A 23,331-nucleotide genomic window follows, 5' to 3' on the forward strand; every position below is an offset into this window, starting at 1 on the left:
GGGGTAGGTAGGCTCTTATAGGATGGTTAATTTTTGTGACCATCTCTCAGGGACAAGCCGGCGGACGTAAGTAAATATCTTAAGTAAGCGCCATTAGGCCAAGGCCCAACCCTACCGGTAATTGCAGAATGTTCTTAACGCTCAGTTTTTTCGCCGCCAGCTGGTTCCTGCGGCGCTATCCGCTAATTCTACACCGCTTTCGGCAAGCTGATCCCGGATTTCATCAGCACGCTTCCAGTTTTTTTCAGACTTGGCCTGTGTCCGCTCAGCAATGAGCTGTTCAATAGTTGCCTTATCAATACCTGTGGGCTCAGCTTGTAAAAACTGCTCAGGTTCTGTTTGCAGCAAGCCAAGAACTCCGGCCAGTTTTTTTAAGGTCGCAGCCTGACGTGGATCACGGGTTTTATTAAGCTCATGGCTCAGTTGAAATAACACGGAAAGAGCGATGGGAGTATTAAAGTCATCATTCATCGCCTCATTAAACTGATTAGACCAGTCAGTATCCATCTCTTCATTGCCCGAGAATTCAATATCTTTCAGTGACTGATATAACCGGGTCAGCGCCTTGGCCGAGTTGCTTAAATTTTCATCCGAATAATTCAGAGGGCTGCGGTAATGGCTGCTTAACAGAAAATAACGAATCACTTCAGGATGATGGGTCTTAAGCACATCTTCAATCGTGTAAAAATTCCCCAAAGACTTCGCCATTTTCTCATTGTTAACCTGTAGCATTCCCACATGGATCCAATAATTGGCAAAGGGTTTTCCGGTTGCCGCTTCACTCTGCGCGATTTCATTCTCATGATGAGGAAACTGTAAATCAAGGCCTCCGCCATGAATGTCAAATTGCTGGCCTAACTCATGCATCGCCATTGCTGAACATTCAATATGCCAGCCTGGCCGTCCGTCACCCCAGGGAGAAGGCCAACTGGGTTCGCCGGGTTTTGCTGATTTCCATAATACAAAATCAAGAGGAGAACGCTTCTCTCTGACGACTTCGATTCTGGCACCTGCTACCAGGCCTTCCAAATCCTTGTGGGATAATTTACCGTAATCACTGACGCTGCTCACTTCAAAACAAACATCGCCATTATCACTGACATAAGCGTTTTTGCGCTCCAGCAACTTTTCAATTAACTGAATAATTGAATGAATATGCGCTGTTGCACGCGGTTCAACATCTGGCGGTAATATATTTAATGAACGCTCATCACTATGCATGGCATCAATAAAATGACTGGTCAGTTCATTAATAGGAATGCCCCGCTCCTGCGCCCGCACGATGATTTTATCGTCAATATCCGTAATATTGCGCACATAGGTTACTTCATAATTTTGACTGCGCAGAAAGCGTACAATCGCGTCAAAGCAAACCATTGAACGGGCATGACCTAAATGACAACGATCATATACGGTGATACCGCAGGCATACAGGCCGATTTTACCTGGAGTTAATGGCTTAAATACTTCCTTTTGTCGCGTCAGCGAATTATATAAACTTAACATGCCTGCTCTCTTAACTGATTTTTGTCCAAGTGTCTCTTAGTCCAACCACACGGTGAAACGCCTTAACCAGCCCCGCTTCGGTTTCATTAACACAATAATATCCCAGACGCTCGAATTGATAGACTTCATTCTCTTTCGACTTTGCCAGTGATGGTTCGCAATAAGCCTGCTGCACCAGTAATGAATCATGATTCAAAAACTGCATGAAATCGTCTTCACGCCCCGGGTTCGCATCGTTGAATAAACGATCGTATTGATAAATGGTTACCGGATAAGCATGAGCTGCAGACACCCAGTGAATAACCCCCTTTACTTTTCTACCGACCGGATTTTTTCCGAGCGTATCGGGATCATAAGTACAGCGCAACTCGATAATTTCACCATGTTCATTGCGCAATACATCATTGCAGCGAATCACATAGGCGTGTCTTAAACGCACTTCTGCACCGACTGTTAATCGAAAATAATCTTTCGGCGGGTTTTCCATAAAATCGCTTCGCTCGATATAAATCTCACGAGCAAAAGGAACTACTCGATTACCAGCTTCCGAATCCTGAGGATGATAGGATGCAACAAGCTCTTCCACCTTATCCTCGGGATAATTTTCAATGACCAGTTTAATTGGCTCAAGAACACACAAAGCCCGTTTAGCATGACGGTTTAATTCATCCCGGACACAAGCTTCCAGCACAGACATATCAATGACCGAATCACTGCGGGAAATACCAATTTGCTCGCAAAACTCACGGATAGCCGCTGGAGGATAGCCTCTTTTACGCATGCCGCGAATAGTGGGAAGACGGGGGTCATCCCAGCCGTTTACAACATGTTGCTCAACTAACTCTCTCAGCTTGCGCTTGCTGGTCACCGTGTGCGACAGATTTAAGCGTGCAAATTCGGTTTGAATGGGTTTAGCAGGAACAGGCAGGTTATCAATAAACCAATCATATAATGGACGATGATCCTGAAATTCAAGCGTACATAGCGAGTGAGTGATCTTTTCGAGTGCATCCGAAATAGGATGAGCATAATCATACATCGGATAGATACACCATTGATCGCCTGTTCGTTGATGACTGGCATGCCGAATGCGGTATAGTACCGGATCTCTCATATTAATATTGCCGGATTGCATATCAATTTTGGCTCTCAGCACATGCGTTCCGTCAGGAAATTCCCCAGCTTTCATTCGCTCAAATAAATCCAGATTCTCCTCTATGCTTCGCTCCCGATAAGGACTTTCTCTACCTGGTTCCTGCAAAGTTCCGCGATAAGCCCGGATTTCCTCCATGCTCAAACTGTCAACATAGGCCTTGCCGTCTTTAATCAGCAGCACTGCATAATCAAACAATTGCTGGTAATAATCAGAAGAATGGGTCATGTCATGCCATTTAAATCCCAGCCATTTGACATCTTCTATCATTGCATGGACATATTCTTCTTCCTCTTTGATTGGATTGGTATCATCGAAACGGAAGTAGCATTTTCCGGAGAATTCTTCTGCGAGACCAAAGTTTAAGCAAATTGACTTGGCATGACCTACATGCAAATAGCCATTAGGCTCCGGAGGGAATCGGGTAATAATTTCTTTATGCTTTCCAGTCTCCAGATCATCAGTGATTAACTGTCTGATAAAATGAGCTCTTTTCTCGTTAATTTCTGTCATCGTATTATCCATCTATCGCATTTCGGATCGAGTTAATTAAAGTATTCACAGCCTGGTTAATATTCTTTTTCTGGTTGTAAGCATCAATCATCACGTTAATTAGAGCAGCGCCCACAATGACGCCATCTGCAAATGCAGCGACATTCGCAGCCATTTGCGGAGTTTTAATTCCAAACCCCACCATTAAAGGGATGCTTGTCTGAGTTTTTCGATATTGATAGTTTTCTCTGACTGCCTGCATATCCAGAGCATCTGAACCGGTAACACCCTTTAAGGATACGTAATACAGATAGCCCTGGCCATATTCGTTAATTAATTTCATTCGTTCGTCTGAAGTAGTGGGCGAACATAAATAAATGCTGTATAAGCCCTGCGAACGCCACACTTCATTCACCCGCTTGCTTTCTTCAGGGGGCAAATCCACTAAAATCGTTCCATCAACACCAACTTCTCTGGCTTTTTTGGCGAAACGTTCATAACCATAAATTTCAATGGGATTGACATAGCCCATTATCACAACAGGCGTATTGTTATCCTTCTTTCGGAATTGTCTGACCATCTCCAGAACCTGATCGCAATTCACCTGATGGCTCAGAGCGCGCTCCATAGCTGCCTGAATCACCGGCCCCTCCGCCATAGGATCCGAGAAAGGTATCCCCAATTCAAGCACATCCGCGCCTCCTTCGACCAGAGAATGCATTAACTCCACAGTATGCTCAGGTCCCGGATCGCCTGCCGTGATATAGGGGCTAAGCATTTTCTTATTAGCCGCTTTTAATGCCGAGAGCGTTTTATCAATTCGATTCATTCAGTCACTCTTACTTGCTTGGTTAAATCGTCATCCCGTCAATTTCCGCCACTGTGTGCATGTCTTTATCGCCGCGGCCTGACAGGTTAACAATAATTTGCTGGGAATTTTTCATCTCTGGCGCCAGTTTCATTGCATAGGCAACTGCATGGCTCGATTCCAGGGCCGGAATAATTCCTTCAACCCGGGTTAACCTGCGAAAGGCGTTCAGTGCTTCGTCGTCTGTAATACCTACGTATTCAGCACGACCACTGTCTCGAAGCCAGGCATGCTCTGGGCCTACACCGGGATAATCAAGACCCGCTGAAATGGAATGAGTATCCTTTATCTGACCATAGTCATCACAGAGCAGGTAGGTTCGATTGCCATGCAGCACACCTGGTTTTCCAGCAATCAGGGAAGCCGCATGTTCGCCAGTTTCGATGCCCTTGCCAGCAGCTTCCACACCGAATATTTTAACGGAGGAATCGTTCAGAAAAGGATGGAATAAACCAATGGCATTTGAGCCGCCTCCTACACAGGCCACAACGGCATCCGGCAAGCAACCCCTCTTATCGAGCATCTGCTGACGTGCCTCTCGACCAATAACGGCTTGAAAATCTCTGACCATTTGCGGATAAGGATGAGGTCCTGCTACAGTACCAATGATATAAAACGTATTATCGACATTACTAACCCAATCACGCATTGCTTCATTGAGTGCGTCCTTTAATGTTCTCGATCCTGAAGTCACTGGAACAACTGTCGCACCCAATAGCTTCATACGATACACATTACTGGATTGGCGCTTAATATCTTCAGAGCCCATATAGACAACACATTCCATCCCCAGTTTGGCAGCAACAGTTGCCGAAGCAACTCCATGCTGGCCTGCACCGGTTTCAGCGATAATACGGGTTTTCCCCATCCGCTTGGCCAATAACCCCTGACCAATGGTATTATTTACTTTATGTGCGCCAGTATGGTTCAGGTCTTCCCTTTTCAGGTAAATTCTGGCTCCGCCCAATTGCTTGCTCAGGCGCTCGGCATAGTACAAGGGGCTAGGCCTGCCTACATAATCTTTTAATTCAAAATCCAGTTCGGCAAGAAACTCGGGATCATTTTTATAAAACTCGTAAGCTTTCTTAAGGTTTTCAAGCGCAAACATCAGCGTATCTGCAACGAACATCCCACCGTAGGGGCCAAAATGACCAAATCGGTCCGGCAGCTCATTAATGCTCATGTATTCCTCCTGCCAATTCGACAAAACGAACCATTTTGTCATGATCTTTAATACCTGGAGAACTCTCCACTCCACTGCAGACATCCACCGCATCGGGATGACAGGTCTCAAGCGCCTGTACGATGTTTGCAGTGTTCAATCCACCCGCCAGGATAAGCGGGAGTCTTCTCTGTAAAGGGATTAGATTCCAGTCAAATACTTGCCCGCTGCCGCCTCTCACACTAACTGAAGGAGTTTCCAGCAGCAGAGCAGAAGCAGTCTCATACTTTGCTATTGCGTCATTAACGCTGGCAGACGACATCACTGGAACCGCCTTGATAAAAGGACGATTAAACTGCCGGCAAAACTCCGGCGGCTCATCCCCATGAAACTGCAGGCAGCTAACTGGCAGCTCATCTAAAATATTCTCCACCATCTGTACAGCAGGATTGACCAGCACGGCCACCAGATCAACAAAAACAGGCCAGTCACGAACTAACTCCCTGGCTTGCTCCAGAGACACATGACGGGGGCTGGCCGGGTGAAAAATTAAACCAACGGCATCCACGCCCAAATGGGCAGCCGCCATTATATCTTCCCGGCGGGTCATCCCGCACATCTTGATCCGGACGCGTTTATTCATTATTTGTTCCAGAGAAATAAGGGGCCAAGCGGGCCCTGAATAACGCCATAATCTTTTGGATAACTTACATTGACCAAATATAGCCCATAAGGAGGAGCCGTTTCCGCACCCAGGCGGCGATCCTTTGCATGCAGCACTTCACCTACCCATTCCACCGGTTTTTTTCCAGTACCGACCGCAATCAGGACACCAGCAATATTACGCACCATATGATGCAAAAAAGCATTGGCTGTGATATCGATCATTACCAAATCCCCATTGCGTGTCACTTCCAGTGTGTGGATATTACGCATGGGCGTATTGGACTGACATTCTACCGAGCGAAAGGACGTATAATCGTTTTCTCCAAGCAGGAAACGGGCAGCCTCTTGCATGGATTGATGCTCAAGCTGCCGATACTGCCAGGTCACATTACCTCGTAATAAGGCTGGCCTTATAGACGAATTATAGATGATATAACGGTATCTTCGTGAAAGCGCTGAATAGCGCGCATGAAATTCCTCCGGCATTTCTTTTCCCCATTTGATACAGACATCTTTGGGAAGAAATGAATTGACTCCATGAATCCAGGCACGAATCGTTCTTTGCTTTTCACAATCAAAATGGATTACCTGATTGGTGGCGTGAACCCCTGTATCAGTTCGTCCGGCGCATACTACTGAAATGTCCATATCCGCAACACGGGATAAGGCATTTTCCAAAACCTGTTGAATCGTATGCAGGCCTGTTTGCGCCTGCCAGCCATGATACTGGCTTCCGTCGTATTCAACCCCTAAGGCAATACGCATGGCATTTCCTGCTCAAAAGGCCCAATGTAATACACCGTTATTATTTTGTCTATAGAAGTTTATTAAGAACCCCTATGATGGCATTGATAACATAGAAATTAGTCTTTGATCTCAGCGAGAAGCTTTTTCGCCTGCTCCCTTTGTTCTTCGCTCCCATGCTCAATTACTTCCTGCAAAGATTGTCTGGCAGCCTGAAGATCATCCATGCTGATATACGTTTTTGCCAGAGCCAGCAAGGTGTCTAATGCAGATTTACTTGTCACCAGCTCTGAAGCCTTTCCTTCGGGCTCCGCAGGCGTATTATTGGCAGTTTCCGGAGCAGCAGGCGCAATCGATTGCGGGCTAGTGGTTTTTTTCTCTTCGTCCAGATTCATTGATGCAAAAAAATCCCTTTCGTCGCTGGAGAATTCAATTGCCTCTTCTGGCTCGTCTGCCTTTTTCTGTTCATTCGCTGCAGGCTCTTTCAGTGGAGCCAAGTCGCTTTTATCGAGGACGAAATCAAGACTGTTATCATCTGATTCGGGCGATGAAATCTCAGGCTGGCTTTCCTGATTCAACTTTTTATACAGACCAGGTTCAAATTCCAGGGTATAGTCCGCCTCGGACAATTTTTCCTCATCATCAATGACTTCATCAGCAAAAGGTTCATCCTCTCCCTCGTATTGACTGCCAAACTGTTCCTGCTGATTCTCAGCAGCAATAACCTTTGGCGTATCCAGCAGCTTTGCGCTGAGTTCTGCCTGTAAAATATCATCGCGCGGCTTATCATTCTGAAGCTCTGGCTTTCTTTCTTTGACCTGCTCTGTGGTGCCAGGAACAGAAGCTGGCTTTTCAGAAACCTGTTGGCTGAGGTCCTCCTTGGCTTCAGGCGCAACCGGTTCGAGCTGAGGCTTTAGTTCCTGCAAATTAGTTGGCCAGGGTTTTGCTGGCAAGCTCGCAGCCACTGGTGCACAGGGCGGCTTTTCCGTGCGCCGTCTGCTAATTAACATGCCTGACATCATGCCTAAACTGACACCACCTGTCAGCAGCAACAGATACATCCACCAGGGTAGACCATTGCTGTCATCATTTAGTTCATTAACCTGAGCTCTTAAACCTTTTCTTTCTTTGATGAATTGGCTAATCTGCGTCTTGAGTTCAGAGAACTCCTGATTTTGCTGCTGCATCTTTTGCAGCAATTGCTTATTGTCGCCCTGCAGAGCAGAAAGTTGTGCCTTTAACTGCATATTTTCAGAACGGACCGCATCAATTGCTGCGGAATTTACGTCCATCTCAGCTTTCATGTTGAGATCAGTCTGTTTGGCGTCTGCTTTCGCCACAGTATCCGGCTTGGGTAATAATGAGGTAAATAAAACTGGCTGGGTGGACTTGTCCTGTTCAAATGCAGGAATAGGCAATACTGTTGAAACCCCTGGCTGCTGCTTTGTTATTTGGTCAAACTGCGAACTGCCAATCACTGCGTCTATATATGGCGGTAACAGGACATGCTTTATTTCACTGCCTGATTTCCAGGCGGTATCATGAGCCTCTACTTCTTTTTTTGCCAGATCAGCAGGTATTTTTAATACTTCCTCATTCGATGGAATTCTAAGCCGTTCTCCGATTTTCAGACCATTCAGATTGCCTTGGGTGAATGCCTGAGAGTTCGTGCCCACTATAGCAAGGATTACTTGCTGTAAGCTGGAGTCGGTTGTCACATAACGCTGCGCAATTTGCCAGATATTTTCATTAACCAGCGTTGGGCCATAACTCGCCTCTTTTCGGACTTGATGAGCAGCATCCGGTAATTCAACAATATGCGTAAACACTGGCTTGTCTACAACGCCGGGCCCATTAATTGTTTTGCTTCTGATTACTTTATCACTATGAACTACAGTAACGAGTTTATAGCCGGGAGGATCAAGTAAAATAGTATAGGATCGGTACAACTGTCCTTCTGCCCATGCCAAATCGACAACCAATTGCAAAAAAGGCTCCGTGATTCGTTCCTGAGATGATAATGCAATAACGGGTTTGCCTTTTTTATTTAATCGGACGTCAAACTGAATGAACGAGAGAATTTCTTTTCGCTCAAGACCAATCCGCTCAAAGTCTTCAACCGAAGCCAGACTGGCTTTAATTCCGTTAAGCGGAATACCATCAATATCAAATAAGGGAATTTCGCCCTGGAAGGGCTGGTTCAGGTAGGAGCTTACAGTGAGTTCGCCCATGCCCAGGGAGTAAACGGCAAATGGCATAGTAATCGTTAATATTGCAGCATGCAGACGATTTAGTTTCACAACACTCCCTGTAGGAAAAACTCTCAATACCAGGTTCTGTGGACAAATTTTATTGTGAGCGAAAATGCGGATAATTGAGTGCCAATATGTTTTTGAATGAGGCGAATAGCGAGTCCTATTCAACGAATTCAAAGACTTATTGGCACCAGTTAGCCGCATTTGCAGCCACAATTAAAATATGTTCACGGAACCTAAGATAAAAGAACAAAATTATCATCTTCATTCAATGGATTCAAGCGAAGATATATTCTTTAGCGATTTAACATTTGCATATCAATTTGCTCTATTTCATAATGCCGGCCATCAAAATCCCTGTTCTGCAGCTAAGCTATTGATAGAGGCATAATCATTTCGGGGTAATGTGGAATCGAAGGAGGTAATCAATGACTGCTCAAATACTGGATGGAAAAAGTGTCGCAACTCAGCTTAAATTATCTCTTAAAGAAGAAATTAATCAAAGAAAATCCTCTGGCAAAGTGAATCCTGGTCTTGCGGTTATCCTGGTGGGAAATGACAGCGCTTCAGAAATTTATGTGGCTAACAAGCGCAAAGCCTGTGCTGAAATCGGAATTAATTCCTATGCCTATGATTTGCCGGCTGATACCGATGAGAAGAGTTTGCTGCAGCTTATTGAGGAATTGAATCGGGCTGAAAATATACATGGTATTTTGGTTCAACTCCCTCTACCTCAGCATATCAACGAAGCAACGATTATCGAAGCCCTTTCGCCTTTAAAAGATGTAGACGGCTTTCATCCTTATAATATAGGGCGGCTCGCCCAGCGCTCCCCCCTGTTAAGGCCCTGTACTCCCGCTGGAATTATCGAGCTTCTGAGAAGTTACGACATCCCTCTTCGAGGAACTGACGCATTAGTGATAGGCGCCTCCAATATTGTAGGCAGACCAATGATGCTTGAGTTTTTGCTGGCAGCCTCTACAGTGACCATCACCCATCGTTTTAGTAACAATCTTGAAAAACATGTTCGTAATGCAGAAATCATTGTAGTCGCGACCGGCAAGACAGATGTGCTGGATACAAGCTGGCTGTCAGAGAATCAGATAATAGTTGACGTTGGAATACACCGACTGGAAGATGGCAGTCTTTGCGGCGATGTGGATTATAATAAGGCGGTGGAAAAAGTCGCCTGGATTACACCGGTTCCAGGCGGAGTTGGTCCAATGACAATCGCGATGCTTCTACAAAATACATTGATTGCCGCAAGGCACTTGACGGGTTCGTGACTGATCAATCATCTATCCAGTTCATCCCAGTCAAAATCACCATCCAACTCATCTATTTCTTCACGCAGCCGTTTTTTTTCGAGCCGCTCCTCCAGCATTTTACGAACACGTTTTTTGTGAGAGAGTTGTTCTTCGTCTTCATGAGTATACTCATAATCAGAAAACGAGTAACTGTCATCATGTTCATTTCGCAAACCCATACCCGCCTCCTAAACGCAACTTGGTTTTTTTATCAGCCAAATCAGTGCACGACTGATCTTAATTTGAGTATAGTGCAAAAAATAAAAGAGCAGTCCAGGTGTATGCTGGAACGGGTTTAAAACGTATAATTACTTTAATCTTATTTTTTGAAAGTCTTTATGCTCAGTTATCAACACGGTTATCATGCCGGCAATTTTGCGGACATTGTTAAACATTTCGTTCTGACCAACCTGCTTTCCAGTCTGCAACAAAAAGAAAAGCCTCTGTTTATCCTGGAGACCCATGCCGGACGAGGGCTTTATGATCTGCGCGATCGTCAGTCGAATAAAACAGGAGAATATTTAGCGGGAATCGCAGAGGTCTGGAAATTTAAGAAAAAAGCGCCGACGGCTTTTGAATCGTACTTAAATAGCATCCAGAAATTAAATAATGAGGAGCTCAGATATTATCCGGGTTCACCTTCATTAATTATTGATAATCTGCGTCCTCAGGACCGATTAACAGCCTGCGAACTGCATCCACGGGAATTTGAGCATCTCGACTCTTTGTCTCATCAGGGAAAGCGCGTTCATTTTACCCATAGCGATGGGATAGACAATCTCACAGCCTTACTGCCTCCGCCTGAACGCCGTGGGTTAATTTTTATTGATCCATCCTTTGAGATAAAAACTGAGTACAAACAGATTCCAGAGAAAATGGGACTGGCTTATAAGAAATTTGAAACCGGCGTGTTCTGCCTCTGGTATCCAATTATTGATTCTCGCTTACATGAAAAACTTCTTCGGCATTTGGGTGCTATCCGAGCGAAACAAACACTAAACATTGAGTTCCATTTGGGCGTTCCGGGTGATGGGATGAATAGCTGCGGCTTATGGATAATAAACCCGCCCTACCTGCTCGAGGACAAGGTTAAAAGCGGTCTCGATTATTTATGCTCTATAATTAATCCAAAAAAATCCTTTTATCGAATTGAAAAGACGGGGTTTTAATTCAAGATAGGACGCATAATGAACATTATTCCTGTATCAGCATTCTCGGATAATTATATCTGGACACTTGTTAATGACGAGCAACAGACAGCCATTTGCGTTGATCCGGGACAGGCCCAACCGGTTCTGCGCTATCTCAGAACTCATAAGCTTTGCTTAGACGGTATTTTGCTCACTCATCATCATGCCGACCACATTGGCGGTGTACCCGAATTGCTTAACCATTTTCCTCTTGCCTGGGTTTATGGTCCAAATGATCAGCGGATACCGCAACCCTTTCAGTCGATCACCGAACCCGATTCGGTTACCTGGCTTGATTGTCATTTCAAGGTGCTCGAAATCCCAGGCCACACCAGCAGTCATATCTGCTATTTTGAGCCCCGATTAGAAGCCTTATTTTGTGGCGACACACTGTTTTCAGCAGGTTGCGGCCGAGTATTTGACGGCAGTCTGGAGATGCTGTTTGCTTCACTGAACCGCCTTAGTCATTTGCCGGAAAGCACTAAGGTTTACTGCGGCCATGAATATACCTTGCAAAATCTTCGCTTTGCCAATCAGGTTGAACCTCAAAATACGGATATTCAATTGGAAATGAAAAAGTTCAACATGCCGGATTATCGCTGTTCTCTGCCTTCGACTATTGAAAAAGAGAAGCGTATCAATCCTTTTCTGCGTACTACAGAACCCTCAGTTATACAGTATGCAATCAATAGAGGATGTTCTTCAGCTGAACCATTGAGGGTATTCAGACAACTTCGGGAAGACAAAAATATTTTCTCTTGAATTGATTAATAAATTGACAGAATCAGTAAATGGAGCATTAAAGGGTTTATCCTGAATTTGATCTTTAGTACACTGACTTCCCTTTATCAGAAATAGGTTCGCACATTGAAGTTTAAATTCAATTCTATTTGTGGAATATTTCTTTATTTATCAATGAATTTTTGTTTTGGCTGGGGTTTTGGTCATTCTGTTCCCACGGTATGGGAGGTATTGAGAAGCCAGCTTAAAATGAATCATGAAATCACACAGCCTGAGGTTCAAACTCAACTACAATGGCTGATCAATCATCCAGGCTATCTGCAAAAACTGGCACGTGCCGAACCTTATATGTATCATATTGTCAGCGAAGTTAAAAAACGCAATCTGCCAGGAGAACTTGCCCTTATACCCATGCTGGAAAGTGCCTACGATCCTTTTGCTTATTCAGGAGCAGGCGCCGCCGGTTTATGGCAGTTGATGCCGGGAACAGGGACCAATCTTGGTTTAAAACAGGACTGGTGGTTTGATGCCAGACGAAGCATCACCCCTTCTACCGATGCGGCGCTTAATTATTTGAGTTATCTTAGCCGATATTTTAATGGAAACTGGGTTTTGGCTATTGCAGCCTATGATTCTGGCGAAGGAACCATTTCAAGAGCAATCAAGAACAGCGGACAGACAGGACGCGCAGTCAATTTCTGGGTATTGCCCGTTCCTAACGAAACACGTTTTTATGTGCCCAGGCTATTGGCACTAGCCGAGATTATCAAATACCCCCAGCGTTACCGGGTCAGTCTTCCGGAAATACCTCATGTTCCCTATTTTGAAGAAGTTAACATCGGCAGTCAGATTGATTTGAACCATGCCGCTAAATTGGCAGGCATTTCCTACACTGATTTAATAAAATTAAACCCTGGCTATAATCGATGGGCCACAGCACCCTATAAGCCGTTCAAACTATTAATTCCTGCTGCCAAGGTAGCCGCTTTTAATCGTAATCTGGCTCATGTTCCTCGAGAGAAGCGCGTCAGCTGGACTAAGCATCAGGTTAGGAAAGGAGATAATCTGAACTCTATCGCCCAGCGCTATTTTACAACTGCAAAATTATTGCGTGAAGTAAACCAGCTACCTAACGACAGACTCAAAAATGGTCAGTTTATTTTAATTCCCAGCACCAAGAACGCACCGCGAGCGATAGCCAGCAATCGACCCAAACCAATAGCGGATACTCCTGCCTCGACACAAATTTACAAAGTGATTCATATTGTGCAAAATGGAGAAGACATCCACAGCATTGAAAGAAAATATCAGGTTGCAGCAGCCGATATACGCCAGTGGAATAAACTGAATCCAAAAAAAGCACTTATGAAGGGACAACAGTTAGTCATCTGGAGAAATAAAGTGAATCCGGGGATCTACACCGTTAAAGCAGGCGATAGTCTGAGTGCAATCGCCAAACGCAATAATACCAGTGTTGCCAATCTGTCAAAACTCAATCCAAATATCAACATGAATCTCTTGAAACCTGGCCAGAAATTATTTGTTGGTTAAAGTATTTTGAGGATACATCAGAAATTCCCCTCTCTCTAACTCTCTCCCCCAAGGGGAGAGAGTATTTAAAGAAGTAGGCGTCCTTGAAAAAAGAAATCCCCTCACCCAAGTTGGGAGAGGGCTAGGGTGAGGGTTGATTTTAACCTCCCTCCCTGAGCTCTCAATTATTTTATCTTAAAAAATTATTTTGTTAATCAAGCCTTAAGCATTCCTGTTTTACACTAAAACAAACATAAAAGGAGACTGTCATGTCTAACAGAGAATTGTCTGAACGTTTGAATAATGAACTGGATGCGATAGGAGTTCCTGATTTAATGGCCGAAAGAGTTCAAGCCTTCGCGAAAATGCTTAAATTGCCTCGATTCAAGGCTGAAGCAGTTCTAAATGGGATGATGGTTGACTCAGGCACAATGCAAACCATAGCCAGCGAGCTGGAGGTCAGTGTGGATTGGTTGCTGGGTAAGAAAAAGAATAAAGATAGACACTGAAATTTGAGTGTATGATAAGGGATAGTCTGGATACCACGAGTTGTTAGGGTCTGGAGTTTCTCTATGAGTTTCTGGATCCCTCGGACAAGTGCCGAGGGACGTAGAAGTCAAGAGCAGACAGCGGTATCCCGGACTATTAAAGTTAAATTCCCTCAGGAATAGACATCAGACTCGCATTGCCTCCTGCTGCCGTCGTATCCACTGTATAGGTGCGCTCATGACATAAACGCAGCAAATAGTATGGGCCGCCCGCCTTGGGACCGGTACCTGATAATCCTTCTCCACCGAAAGGTTGAAGTCCTACCACTGCGCCAATCATATTACGGTTAACATAGCAGTTCCCTGCATGTATTCGCTGACGAATGTAATCAACAGTATGGTTTATTCGGCTATGAATACCCAGAGTCAGGCCATAGCCCGTTCCATTGATTTCATTAATAACTTTATCCAATGCTTTTCGTGGATAGCGAATCACATGAAGAATCGGCCCAAACACTTCTTTCTTGAGAGAGTTGATGGAGTCAAGTGCGATGGCTGTGGGCGGCATGAAATATCCGTTGCGACACTCCTCGCTTAAACGACACTGGTATATAATTTCATGGCTTTTTCTCATTTGTTCCACATGGGCATTTAGCACTTCCAGAGCTTCACTGTCAATAACGGGCCCAATATCCGTGCTCAGCCACTGAGGATCACCAATGGTTAATTCTTCCATAGCTCCTTTTAAGAGCTCAATAAAGCGAGGATAAACCTCTTCCTGGATATAGAGGACTCGCAAGGCAGAACAGCGCTGGCCCGCACTTCCAAATGAGGAAGTAATCACATCCACAATAACCTGCTCAAGCAATGCGGACGAGTCAACGATCATGGCATTCTGACCGCCTGTTTCAGCAATCAGTGGGATAATTTCTCCGCCACGTGTTGCCAGTGTCTTATTAATCAGATTAGCGGTTTGTGTTGAACCAGTGAATACAACTGCTTTCACACGTAAATCAGCCACTAGCGCCGCACCAATGGTTTCACCTGGACCGGGCAGGAGTTGAATGACCCCGGGAGGGATCCCTGCTTCATGCAGCAGATTAACCGCCATGCCCGCGATTAAAGGCGTCTGTTCCGCGGGTTTGGCGATAACGCAATTTCCCGTCACCAAAGCGGCAACTACCTGACCTGTAAAAATAGCCAGCGGAAAATTCCAGGGGCTAATGCAGAGCACTGTTCCTCTTCCATGAAGCGATAACTCATTAACCTCGCCTGTATAGCCATGTAATGATTGTGGTGAGCCCATTAGCTTTACAGCATGAGCGGCATAATAGCGGCAAAAATCAACCGCTTCCCTGACTTCCGCAATACTGTCGCTCCAGGTTTTTCCGGCTTCAAGGCAAAGCAAAGCCATTAGTCTGGCCTGATTTTCTTCAAGCAGATCAGCATAGCGTTCAATAAGAGCCGCTCTTTCCTTCACGGAACGAGTATTCCAGTGCGAAAAGGCCTTCTCCGCCTGTGTTAAAGCCCAGTCGATATCTTCAATTGCAGTATCGCTCACCTGGCCAATCGGCTTATCAGTATGTTGCGGGGAGGTGACACTCCGATGCACTTGTCCGGCTTCACGGCCATTTATTATAGGCTTAGCCTCCCAGTGGGCCAAATCCTGGGTCTCATAGTAAGCATGTAATTGATTCAATTCCAGTCTGTTGGTGAAATCGAATCCGGATGAGTTCTGGCGCTCAGGTAAGAATATGGCTGAAGGCAATGGAATGTTATGATTAATTTTGGATAAAAATCCACGCGCCTTAACGACTGGATCTTCTATCAAAGATTCGATCGGTGCTTTTTCATCAACTATTCTGTTCACAAAAGACGAGTTTGCTCCATTTTCAAGAAGTCGACGAACCAGATAGGGTAACAAATCCTCATGGCTGCCGACTGGCGCATAGATGCGGCAGGGAATCCCCAGTTTAGACGCAGGAACGATCTGCTCGTAGAGCTCTTTTCCCATCCCATGAAGACACTGAAATTCAAAATCCCGGTAATCACCCACTATCTGCAAGACCATTGCGACAGAATAGGCATTATGCGTAGCAAATTGTGGATAAATAACATCCGTCATCGTAAGCAGTTTTTTTGCACAGGCCTGAAAAGAGACATCGGTGAATACTTTACGCGTGAAAACAGGATATTCTTCCAGTCCCTGCATTTGTGTTTTTTTGATTTCACTATCCCAATAAGCGCCTTTGATTAGACGAACCATGATCCGGCGGCCTTTTTTGCGTGCCAAATCAGCAAGCCAGTCCAAAACAAATGATGCCCTTTTCTGGTAAGACTGAACAGCGAGACCGAAACCTTTCCAGCCATTCAGACTATCATCATTGAAAACGGCTTCAATAATATCCAATGAAATATCAAGACGCTCTGATTCTTCGGCATCAATGGTCATGCCGATGTCATAGTGTTTGGCTATTTGGGATAGCTCAAGGAGCCGAGGAGGCAATTCCCGCATCACCCGTTCTTTTTGCGCTTCCTGATATCTTGGATGCAAAGCAGATAATTTAATGGAAATCCCTGGCCGTTGGTAGATAGTCGCTTGCCGATCCGCTTTTTCTCCAATTGCCTTAATCGCATCCTTATAGGCCTGGAAATAACGATCCGCATCGATCTGCGTCAGTGCTGCTTCTCCCAGCATATCATAAGAATATCGATAGCCAATTGCTTCTTTTTTCTTCGCCCGTGTTAAGGCTTCCGAAATGTTGCGCCCCATGACGAATTGCTTGCTCATAATGCGCATTGCTTTATCCACTGCTTTACGCACTACGCCTTCGCCGCTGCGATTAAGAACAGTGAAAACAGCCTTGCTTAAGACCGACTCCGCTTTTTCTGGCGTCAATACTTTTCCCGTAAGCATAAGCGCCCAGGTGGTTGCATTAACAAAAAAAGACTGACTTTGACCCCGATGCGATTTCCAGTCGGCAGCGGTCAGTTTGTCTTTAATGAGACTGCTAATGGTGGGATTGTCAGGAACTCTTAGTAAGGCTTCAGCCAGACACATCAATGCTATCCCTTCTTCGCTGGATAGAGAGTATTCTGTCAGGAACGAATCAATTCCAGTACTCTTCGTCCGCTCAAAACGAACTTGTTTGACTAAATCGGTTGCAAGCCCTCTTGCGCCATGCAATTGGGGATCGGAGAGGGTTGCATCATCAATGAGTTGGCTTATTATTGATAATTCATCGATTCTATAGGCTTGATTGATTTGAGCGCGTAATCCTTCCGGACCTTGCAAATGACGCTTAACTAGCATTACTGCCTCCACCACAATTTGGTATAAAATTTAACAGTCAATGATAATTCAGAATGCACTCAATTGAAATCCACTCAGGCTTAATTTCATGAAAATTTACGCCGACAAGCGATTTCCAGGAAATCCGCAATCCATTATTTTTAGATCTAATTTAATTCTTATTGACCTATTATTATACTGTTAATTCGCAAAATTATGCCATTTCATGATCACATATTGATCATTTAGCATACATACAAACCACTTATTATATTATGGAAATCAGCTAAGATTCTGAATTGATACATTTTTTTTCCTCATGGGCAATGATTTTTCTTATTATTTTACTTTTGTCTCACTTGTAAATATAATCATCAGCTTTTGATTGCATTGTAATCAATGTTTCACAAGAAAAAAGGAGTATCATGAGTACAGTAATTAGCCTTCTATCGGCACTGTTTTTTTCATCGCATTCAGCGCCGACTCACCCGATTTCATCACAGGTTGCTGCGGCAGCCAAGCCGGCAAGTAATCTGAGCGTTAAAGTTCAGCATCTTAGCAAGAAAGCCCCTCAGTTAAACAAAAAAGTATTAAAGCTGGCACTGGCGGCCTATCAAAAAGCATCTGCAAAAGGCGCTGTCAAAAAGCCTTTGCTGACAGTAATAGATTATTCGTTACCCTCTAACAAGCAGAGAATGTGGATTTTTGATCTGAATAAAGAAAGACTTTTATATAATACTTACGTAGCGCATGGTAAAAACTCCGGAATGGACGTGCCAAAACATTTTTCGAATAAAGTATCCAGCAAAGAAAGCAGTCTGGGAACGTATGTAACGCGTGATACTTATTATGGGTCAAAAGGTCTTTCATTAAATCTTCAGGGGCTTGAAAGAGGAATTAATGACAATGCTTACAACCGTAGAGTGGTGATTCACGGCGCATGGTATGTAGAGCCTGATTTTATCAAAAAAACTGGCCGTGCAGGACGCAGCTGGGGATGCCCTTCTATCGCTCAGACTCTGGCCAAGCCGGTAATTAATACAATTAAGGGAGGATCTGTAGTGTTTGCTTACTATCCCGACAAGTTTTATTTATCGCATACTGGTTATGCAATGGCATAAAAAATTAAGCCAGGGCATCGTACCCTGGCTTTTTCGCAGTCATCCAATCAGGACATCCTGTCCCGAAATCTTCCCTGATTATCTCATTTCCATATGACGAAAGTCCTTTTAAAGACCTCATTTCCTTTGAAGTCATGCATAAAATTTAGCAGTGATGCTTAGTCTATGCAAGCCTGTTTCTCATCACATAACATCACAAGCAATTATACATAAAAAAATAAAAATATTATATTTCAATAACTTAATATAGAGTCAAGAGACACTTGAACACGAAAAGCTACCTTTTCTTCAAAGGAATTGAGAAATATCTTGGGGTATCTTGAGCAAAAGCGGATGTCAAGTAAACAGGATGAACAAGTTAAGTACGATAGAAAATTACAGTTTTCTAGTTTAGAATAGCATAGACTAAACGACTTGAGGCAATTTGACTGAGCGGAGTTCAATAAATATCTATAACTTTATGCGCTTGTCTGGCGTTCAGATTTCAATTTTCTGATTGAGCAAAATTGAAAAATGAGTGGCAGATAAGATGAAGAAAGTTATAGATATTTATTGAACTCTGCTTATAAGTCAGTAAACAGAGTAAGAACTATGAAGCAAAATAACCTGGTCAAAAAAGATAGATTACTAATTATTGATTGGCTGATAGAACATTTTCCAAATGCTTTTTTTAAAAAACCCGTACAGGTAAAACCCCTGCAGATAGGAATATTCGACGATATTATTGAATTTTACGATCGACTGGAGTCACCTCCTTTTAGTAAAAAAGCATTGCGTGAAGCCCTGAATTACTACAGCTCATCTCCAGCTTATCTTAGCTGTCAGAAAGTGAATACAGCTCGAGTTGATCTCTATGGGAATGAGGTGGATGTGGTGACAGAAGAACAAGCCAAATATGCTCACCAGCGTTTTCAGACTCGCTATACCAAATCTGACAAATCGAGTGTTGATTCTGAAAAAGCCGAGTAATTTTGAAGTGAGGATGCAGGGCAGCAATAGACAGGGAAACTCTGAGCTTGCGCTGCATTCATATAACTCGTCGTCTTTGCGAACGCAGTGAAGCAATCCAGATAGAAGCCCGAACAAAATATGAACTGGATTGCTTCGCTGACGCTCGCAAAGACGGCTCGTGCACTTATCTTTATTTATGCAACAAACGCTGCCCGGTGATGACAGTCAATAAACAAATGGCGCTTAACATAAATGCTAATGAGACTCAGCCCGGCTTCTCTGCACACATTAAATAGTTAATGTCCACTGATTTGGCAAGCTCTGCCTGCCGGCTAAAAGGATTATAAGTGATTCCTTCCAGCGCAATGAGCTGCAATCCTGTACTCCTCAGAATCTCAGCCAACTCTCCGGGTTTGATGAACTTTTCATAATCATGTGTTTGCCGGGGTAATAATCCCAAAATATATTCCGCAGCAATAATAGCAGCTCCATAAGCCTTAAGGGTTCGATTAATCGTAGAAAGAAACAGTTTGCCGCCTGGCTTTAACAAACGAAAGCAATGCTGTATCACCAGTTCAGGATTGCTGACATGTTCGAGCATTTCCATACAGGTAATCACATCAAACGCTGGCTCCTCAAAATCCTCTATAGGCGTGACCTGGTAATTAATCGATAGATTATGAGCAAGGGCATGCGTATTTGCGGTAACAATCGCATCGTTATCTGCATCTATTCCCGTAACATCCCCACCCTGACCTGCCATTGCTTCAGTCAGAATACCCCCGCCGCAGCCCACATCGAGAACCCGGGCCTTGTCAAGAAGCACACATTTTTGAATAAATTGCAGCCGCGCAGGATTGATATCATGCAGGGTTTTAAGCGGGCCGTTATTATCCCACCAATGCCTGGAAAGGGCATTAAATTTTGAAACTTCACGCACATCGATTGTTGATTTAGTCATTTACACTTAGCAAATCCAAATGTTTAAAAAAATTCTGAACATTTTTGTTAGTAATAAAGCTCAGATTATAAGGGTGCTCAGCCACCAGACCAGAAAATGGTTTTGTCTCTTCCAGCTGTTTGGCAATATTGCCCAATAGAATTAATTGTAATGACGGCTTAATTTCAGCAAGACGCTTAAAAAGGTAACTCATGAAAGGCCGCCACTCTCTGGCATGATATTTTACTTGCCCCTCACTGTAAACCAATGAGGCATTCAACAAGAGAAATCCTCTATTGATTAAACCAGTAAAGAACTCATCCGCTGTTTGTACATAATTTCTTTTATCAACCCTCTGGATAGCCTGCTGCGATAAATCCTCACTCAGATCCCCCTTAACCAGCAGTAACATTTTTATGAAATTACGAAGGGAGGTTGCCCGGTTCACTTCCTTACTTAAACCGCTTTGGCTCCATATATCGCTTACCGCGGCATCCCAAAATGCATAGCCATTAGCTGATTGTATTCGAGGGTAAGGAGATTCTCCCAGCAAAACATAGTGAGTGGCGTCAAGCGGAAGGCTAAAAGCAGAAAATAAGGCTTCTTTTCCCGGAAGCCAATCGTTGGTGAGTTCTAATTGTCTTAGGTAGGTTGGGTTCATCGCAGACAAGCCTTTTTCAATGATCTCGTGCCATTGATAATGAGTTGTTTCAATTAAATCATATAATGTAGAATCACGGGCCATATGTCTTCTTGGTTAATTCAAAAGGGCTCACTAAGTTTAGTTTATCAAAAATCAAGAATTCATCATATTTTCTTAAGAAAACTTATTTACAATATGTAAGACTAAAAACAAGAGAACTGATCGATGGCGATGTCCAGTGAGCAAATCCATAACCAGAACTGCTATCTCTATCTAAGAGGCATCGTGGAAAATGGCAAATTGCCCAAGGCAATTTATGCGATTTTTCCGCAAACGCTAAAAGATCCTCTAACACGCATTTTACAAGCAGCCTACAATCCCAATTTTCCCTATGCAGATTTATACCGTGATTTTTTTGTTTTTATAGACGAGAACAGCAAAGCGATTGAACTTATAAAGAGAAATCTCCAGAAAAGGCTGGATATTTTGACCACGAGGCAAAATCTTCGCTCTAATTCTGGCGGATTTTTTGATGCAAAACAGAGTATTCAAGCTATCAGCTTCGCTGATTCACAAAGCGAAATTAATGCACTAAAAACCGAAATTAATGAACTAAATCATTTTATTCATAAGATTTACGCTAATGACAATCACATTCTCGATGTGACATTCGAGTCCATAAAGCACATTCCGGCAAATCATAAGCCAGTCGATAAAAGGAAAATCGCGTCAGCAATCCGCACTCAATTGGCAGACGAACACCCGCGTGTTAATACCGCACCCTCTCCTTCCGATGTAGACTCTTTTAAAAGCAGGGCTAAAGACACCTTTGGACGCGAGTATAAACCGCAACATAAGACCAGTCTGGCAACAAAGAGACACTACAAATATAAAGACGGACTAAACTTGCCTGAGGAATTGCGTTTCGGCACGCAGGTGCAACGAGAAAATGGTCTGACTCAAATCAGCCCTTCGTTTAAATTATGGTTAAACAATCAGTTGAAAAGGCCTTTGGACTCTCTTTTTAATTCGCCTGATCCGGCACAGCGAATTACTCATATTTACTTTAATAATCTGGGTCGCGATCGTATTGATCCTGAAGGTAGATTGGAATGCCGTATGACCCAGGCCCTTGAGGAACTTGAAAAGGAACATGACAACGTCGCAGTAATCACTTTACCCGCCGACAAGGGAATTTTCTCTTTTGGAGATTATCATTCTACAACCGCTAATTTAAATTATATAAATGAATTTCAGCATTTGTTCAACATAGCAATCGGTAATTCAAACCAGCCTATAAAGGACTTTTATATAAGCCCTGAGATTAAAAAACTGTTATACGGAACAAACGAGCAGGCGATTGTAAAACGATTACTAATGGGCAGTTTTAACAAGATGGGAGCCGCATCTCATAAACCATTAAGTAAAGCACAAAGACAGGCAATCTGGTTTGATTTTAATAAATTTGCCTTACCTGATCTTATGATTAGCGAACTCAAGCCTTTAACGTTTAATTTTACCTGTAAAGATGCGATTGATCGCGGAGGCGTATCTTCCGCTTATTACAATTTGATGAAATCTATCGAGTCAGGCCGTCCAATGAGCCGTGAAGAATTTGAACGCGCCCTTCATGCTGCTCCCGCTATGGTTAAAGGGCGCGGCATGAATCACCATGTCGAGCTGCTGTGGAATGCCATCGACTTTTATATTAATTCAGATTATAAACAGGTTAAACAGGATATCCCCTGGCTTGTCCAGTGGAGAGACGATAATTGTCCTCATCGCCGTGCTAATGAACTTCTCCTGATACGTATACCTCAGGCAAGAATTGACTTGCAGGAGCTTAAACGCAGTTATACCAAAGATCTGCCTGAGCAGGCTGGTAAACTTATCGATTTAGTTGAAGAGCAGGCCAGAAAGAATACCAGCGGCAAGCGTTTATTGCTGCAGGCAGTCAGCGATACCATTGATTTACTGGAAAATCCTACACCTGAAAAAAAACAACGCTATGAACTCCTGGCTAATCAACTGGAGGTTAAAGATCCCCGCTGGCGTGCTGCTGCCGGTATTATGAAAATAATCGCCGGAATATTCCACTATGTATTTACTTTCGGCTCCTCCAAAATGTTTAATTCGGGAGTAGCTACTTTTAGAACTTCTCAAAATGCCAGTGAACGCAAGCAAATTCAACTCAGCATGAAAGAACTGGTAAGGCAAAATATGGATGATACAGAGCAGCCTGACGATAGTTCCACGCCAATCGAATATAGTCTTGCATGACC

General features: G+C 43.7%; 19 protein-coding genes. 8 read left to right on the forward strand and 11 right to left on the reverse strand.

The genetic code is table 11. The features are described from left to right. Nucleotides 1-141: 141 nt before the first annotated feature. The 7 genes from cysS to DYH61_RS08990 form a co-directional block, all read right to left on the reverse strand. Entirely contained in the window at nt 142-1,506 is a 1,365-nt protein-coding gene (gene cysS / locus DYH61_RS08960; RefSeq protein ID WP_058508134.1) for a cysteine--tRNA ligase, read from the reverse strand. Between the two features lie 10 nt (nt 1,507-1,516). Further along, a complete protein-coding gene (locus tag DYH61_RS08965; protein ID WP_058508133.1) occupies nt 1,517-3,172 on the reverse strand; it encodes a glutamine--tRNA ligase/YqeY domain fusion protein in 1,656 nt (551 codons plus the stop codon). Nucleotides 3,173-3,176: 4 nt separating this feature from the next. Further along, complete coding sequence (gene trpA, locus DYH61_RS08970) at nt 3,177-3,980, reverse strand: tryptophan synthase subunit alpha (RefSeq protein WP_058508132.1); 804 nt, start codon at nt 3,978-3,980, stop codon at nt 3,177-3,179. Nucleotides 3,981-4,002: 22 nt separating this feature from the next. Next, nucleotides 4,003-5,202: a tryptophan synthase subunit beta gene (gene trpB, locus DYH61_RS08975; RefSeq protein WP_058508131.1), complete on the reverse strand. Its 1,200-nt coding sequence runs from the start codon at nt 5,200-5,202 to the stop codon at nt 4,003-4,005. Next, nucleotides 5,192-5,824 carry a phosphoribosylanthranilate isomerase gene (locus DYH61_RS08980; RefSeq protein WP_058508130.1) on the reverse strand — a complete coding sequence of 211 codons (633 nt, stop codon included), beginning with the start codon at nt 5,822-5,824 and terminating at the stop codon, nt 5,192-5,194. The genes trpB and DYH61_RS08980 overlap by 11 nt, the downstream gene beginning before the upstream one ends. Further along, nucleotides 5,824-6,612: a tRNA pseudouridine(38-40) synthase TruA gene (truA, locus tag DYH61_RS08985; RefSeq protein ID WP_058508129.1), complete on the reverse strand. Its 789-nt coding sequence runs from the start codon at nt 6,610-6,612 to the stop codon at nt 5,824-5,826. Before truA ends, DYH61_RS08980 begins: the two co-directional genes overlap by 1 nt. Before the next feature lie 98 nt (nt 6,613-6,710). Next, a complete protein-coding gene (locus DYH61_RS08990; protein WP_058508128.1) occupies nt 6,711-8,891 on the reverse strand; it encodes a motility hub landmark protein FimV in 2,181 nt (726 codons plus the stop codon). Nucleotides 8,892-9,274: 383 nt separating this feature from the next. Here DYH61_RS08990 and folD point away from each other — a divergent pair, with 383 nt between their 5' ends. After that, entirely contained in the window at nt 9,275-10,132 is an 858-nt protein-coding gene (gene folD / locus DYH61_RS08995) for a bifunctional methylenetetrahydrofolate dehydrogenase/methenyltetrahydrofolate cyclohydrolase FolD (RefSeq protein ID WP_058508127.1), read from the forward strand. Nucleotides 10,133-10,140: 8 nt separating this feature from the next. Here folD and DYH61_RS09000 read toward each other — a convergent pair whose 3' ends face one another. After that, nucleotides 10,141-10,332 (reverse strand): PA3496 family putative envelope integrity protein, encoded by a 192-nt coding sequence (locus DYH61_RS09000; protein WP_058508126.1) that lies wholly within the window; start codon nt 10,330-10,332, stop codon nt 10,141-10,143. A gap of 159 nt (nt 10,333-10,491) precedes the next feature. On the opposite strand from DYH61_RS09000, the gene DYH61_RS09005 reads away from it, so the two are divergent. The 4 genes from DYH61_RS09005 (at nt 10,492) to DYH61_RS09020 (ending at nt 14,123) form a co-directional block, all read left to right on the forward strand. Then, the gene (locus tag DYH61_RS09005; protein WP_058508125.1) at nt 10,492-11,322 is read left to right on the forward strand and encodes a 23S rRNA (adenine(2030)-N(6))-methyltransferase RlmJ; all 831 of its coding nucleotides are present in this window, start codon (nt 10,492-10,494) and stop codon (nt 11,320-11,322) included. A gap of 18 nt (nt 11,323-11,340) precedes the next feature. Further along, nucleotides 11,341-12,105 carry a hydroxyacylglutathione hydrolase gene (gloB, locus tag DYH61_RS09010; RefSeq protein WP_058508124.1) on the forward strand — a complete coding sequence of 255 codons (765 nt, stop codon included), beginning with the start codon at nt 11,341-11,343 and terminating at the stop codon, nt 12,103-12,105. A gap of 228 nt (nt 12,106-12,333) precedes the next feature. After that, nucleotides 12,334-13,635, forward strand: coding sequence for a lytic transglycosylase (locus DYH61_RS09015; protein WP_234999826.1), 1,302 nt, complete (start codon nt 12,334-12,336; stop codon nt 13,633-13,635). Nucleotides 13,636-13,883: 248 nt separating this feature from the next. Continuing rightward, the gene (locus tag DYH61_RS09020) at nt 13,884-14,123 is read left to right on the forward strand and encodes a hypothetical protein (RefSeq protein WP_058508122.1); all 240 of its coding nucleotides are present in this window, start codon (nt 13,884-13,886) and stop codon (nt 14,121-14,123) included. Nucleotides 14,124-14,265: 142 nt separating this feature from the next. Here the strand turns inward: DYH61_RS09020 and putA are convergent, their stop codons facing one another. Continuing rightward, the gene (putA, locus tag DYH61_RS09025) at nt 14,266-17,415 is read right to left on the reverse strand and encodes a bifunctional proline dehydrogenase/L-glutamate gamma-semialdehyde dehydrogenase PutA (RefSeq protein ID WP_058508121.1); all 3,150 of its coding nucleotides are present in this window, start codon (nt 17,413-17,415) and stop codon (nt 14,266-14,268) included. Nucleotides 17,416-17,819: 404 nt separating this feature from the next. On the opposite strand from putA, the gene DYH61_RS09030 reads away from it, so the two are divergent. After that, nucleotides 17,820-18,515, forward strand: coding sequence for a murein L,D-transpeptidase catalytic domain family protein (locus DYH61_RS09030; protein WP_058508120.1), 696 nt, complete (start codon nt 17,820-17,822; stop codon nt 18,513-18,515). Nucleotides 18,516-19,106: 591 nt separating this feature from the next. Continuing rightward, nucleotides 19,107-19,484, forward strand: coding sequence for a ProQ/FINO family protein (locus tag DYH61_RS09035; RefSeq protein ID WP_058508119.1), 378 nt, complete (start codon nt 19,107-19,109; stop codon nt 19,482-19,484). 247 nt (nt 19,485-19,731) lie between these two features. On the opposite strand, the gene ubiG is transcribed toward DYH61_RS09035, so the two are convergent. Further along, the gene (gene ubiG / locus DYH61_RS09040) at nt 19,732-20,427 is read right to left on the reverse strand and encodes a bifunctional 2-polyprenyl-6-hydroxyphenol methylase/3-demethylubiquinol 3-O-methyltransferase UbiG (protein ID WP_058508118.1); all 696 of its coding nucleotides are present in this window, start codon (nt 20,425-20,427) and stop codon (nt 19,732-19,734) included. Then, the gene (locus DYH61_RS09045; RefSeq protein ID WP_058508117.1) at nt 20,420-21,151 is read right to left on the reverse strand and encodes a uracil-DNA glycosylase family protein; all 732 of its coding nucleotides are present in this window, start codon (nt 21,149-21,151) and stop codon (nt 20,420-20,422) included. Before DYH61_RS09045 ends, ubiG begins: the two co-directional genes overlap by 8 nt. Before the next feature lie 123 nt (nt 21,152-21,274). Here DYH61_RS09045 and DYH61_RS09050 point away from each other — a divergent pair, with 123 nt between their 5' ends. Beyond that, entirely contained in the window at nt 21,275-23,329 is a 2,055-nt protein-coding gene (locus tag DYH61_RS09050) for a hypothetical protein (protein WP_058508116.1), read from the forward strand. The last annotated feature ends 2 nt before the right edge of the window (nt 23,330-23,331 follow it).

This window comes from Legionella quinlivanii, assembly GCF_900461555.1.
Lineage (GTDB): Bacteria > Pseudomonadota > Gammaproteobacteria > Legionellales > Legionellaceae > Legionella_C > Legionella_C quinlivanii.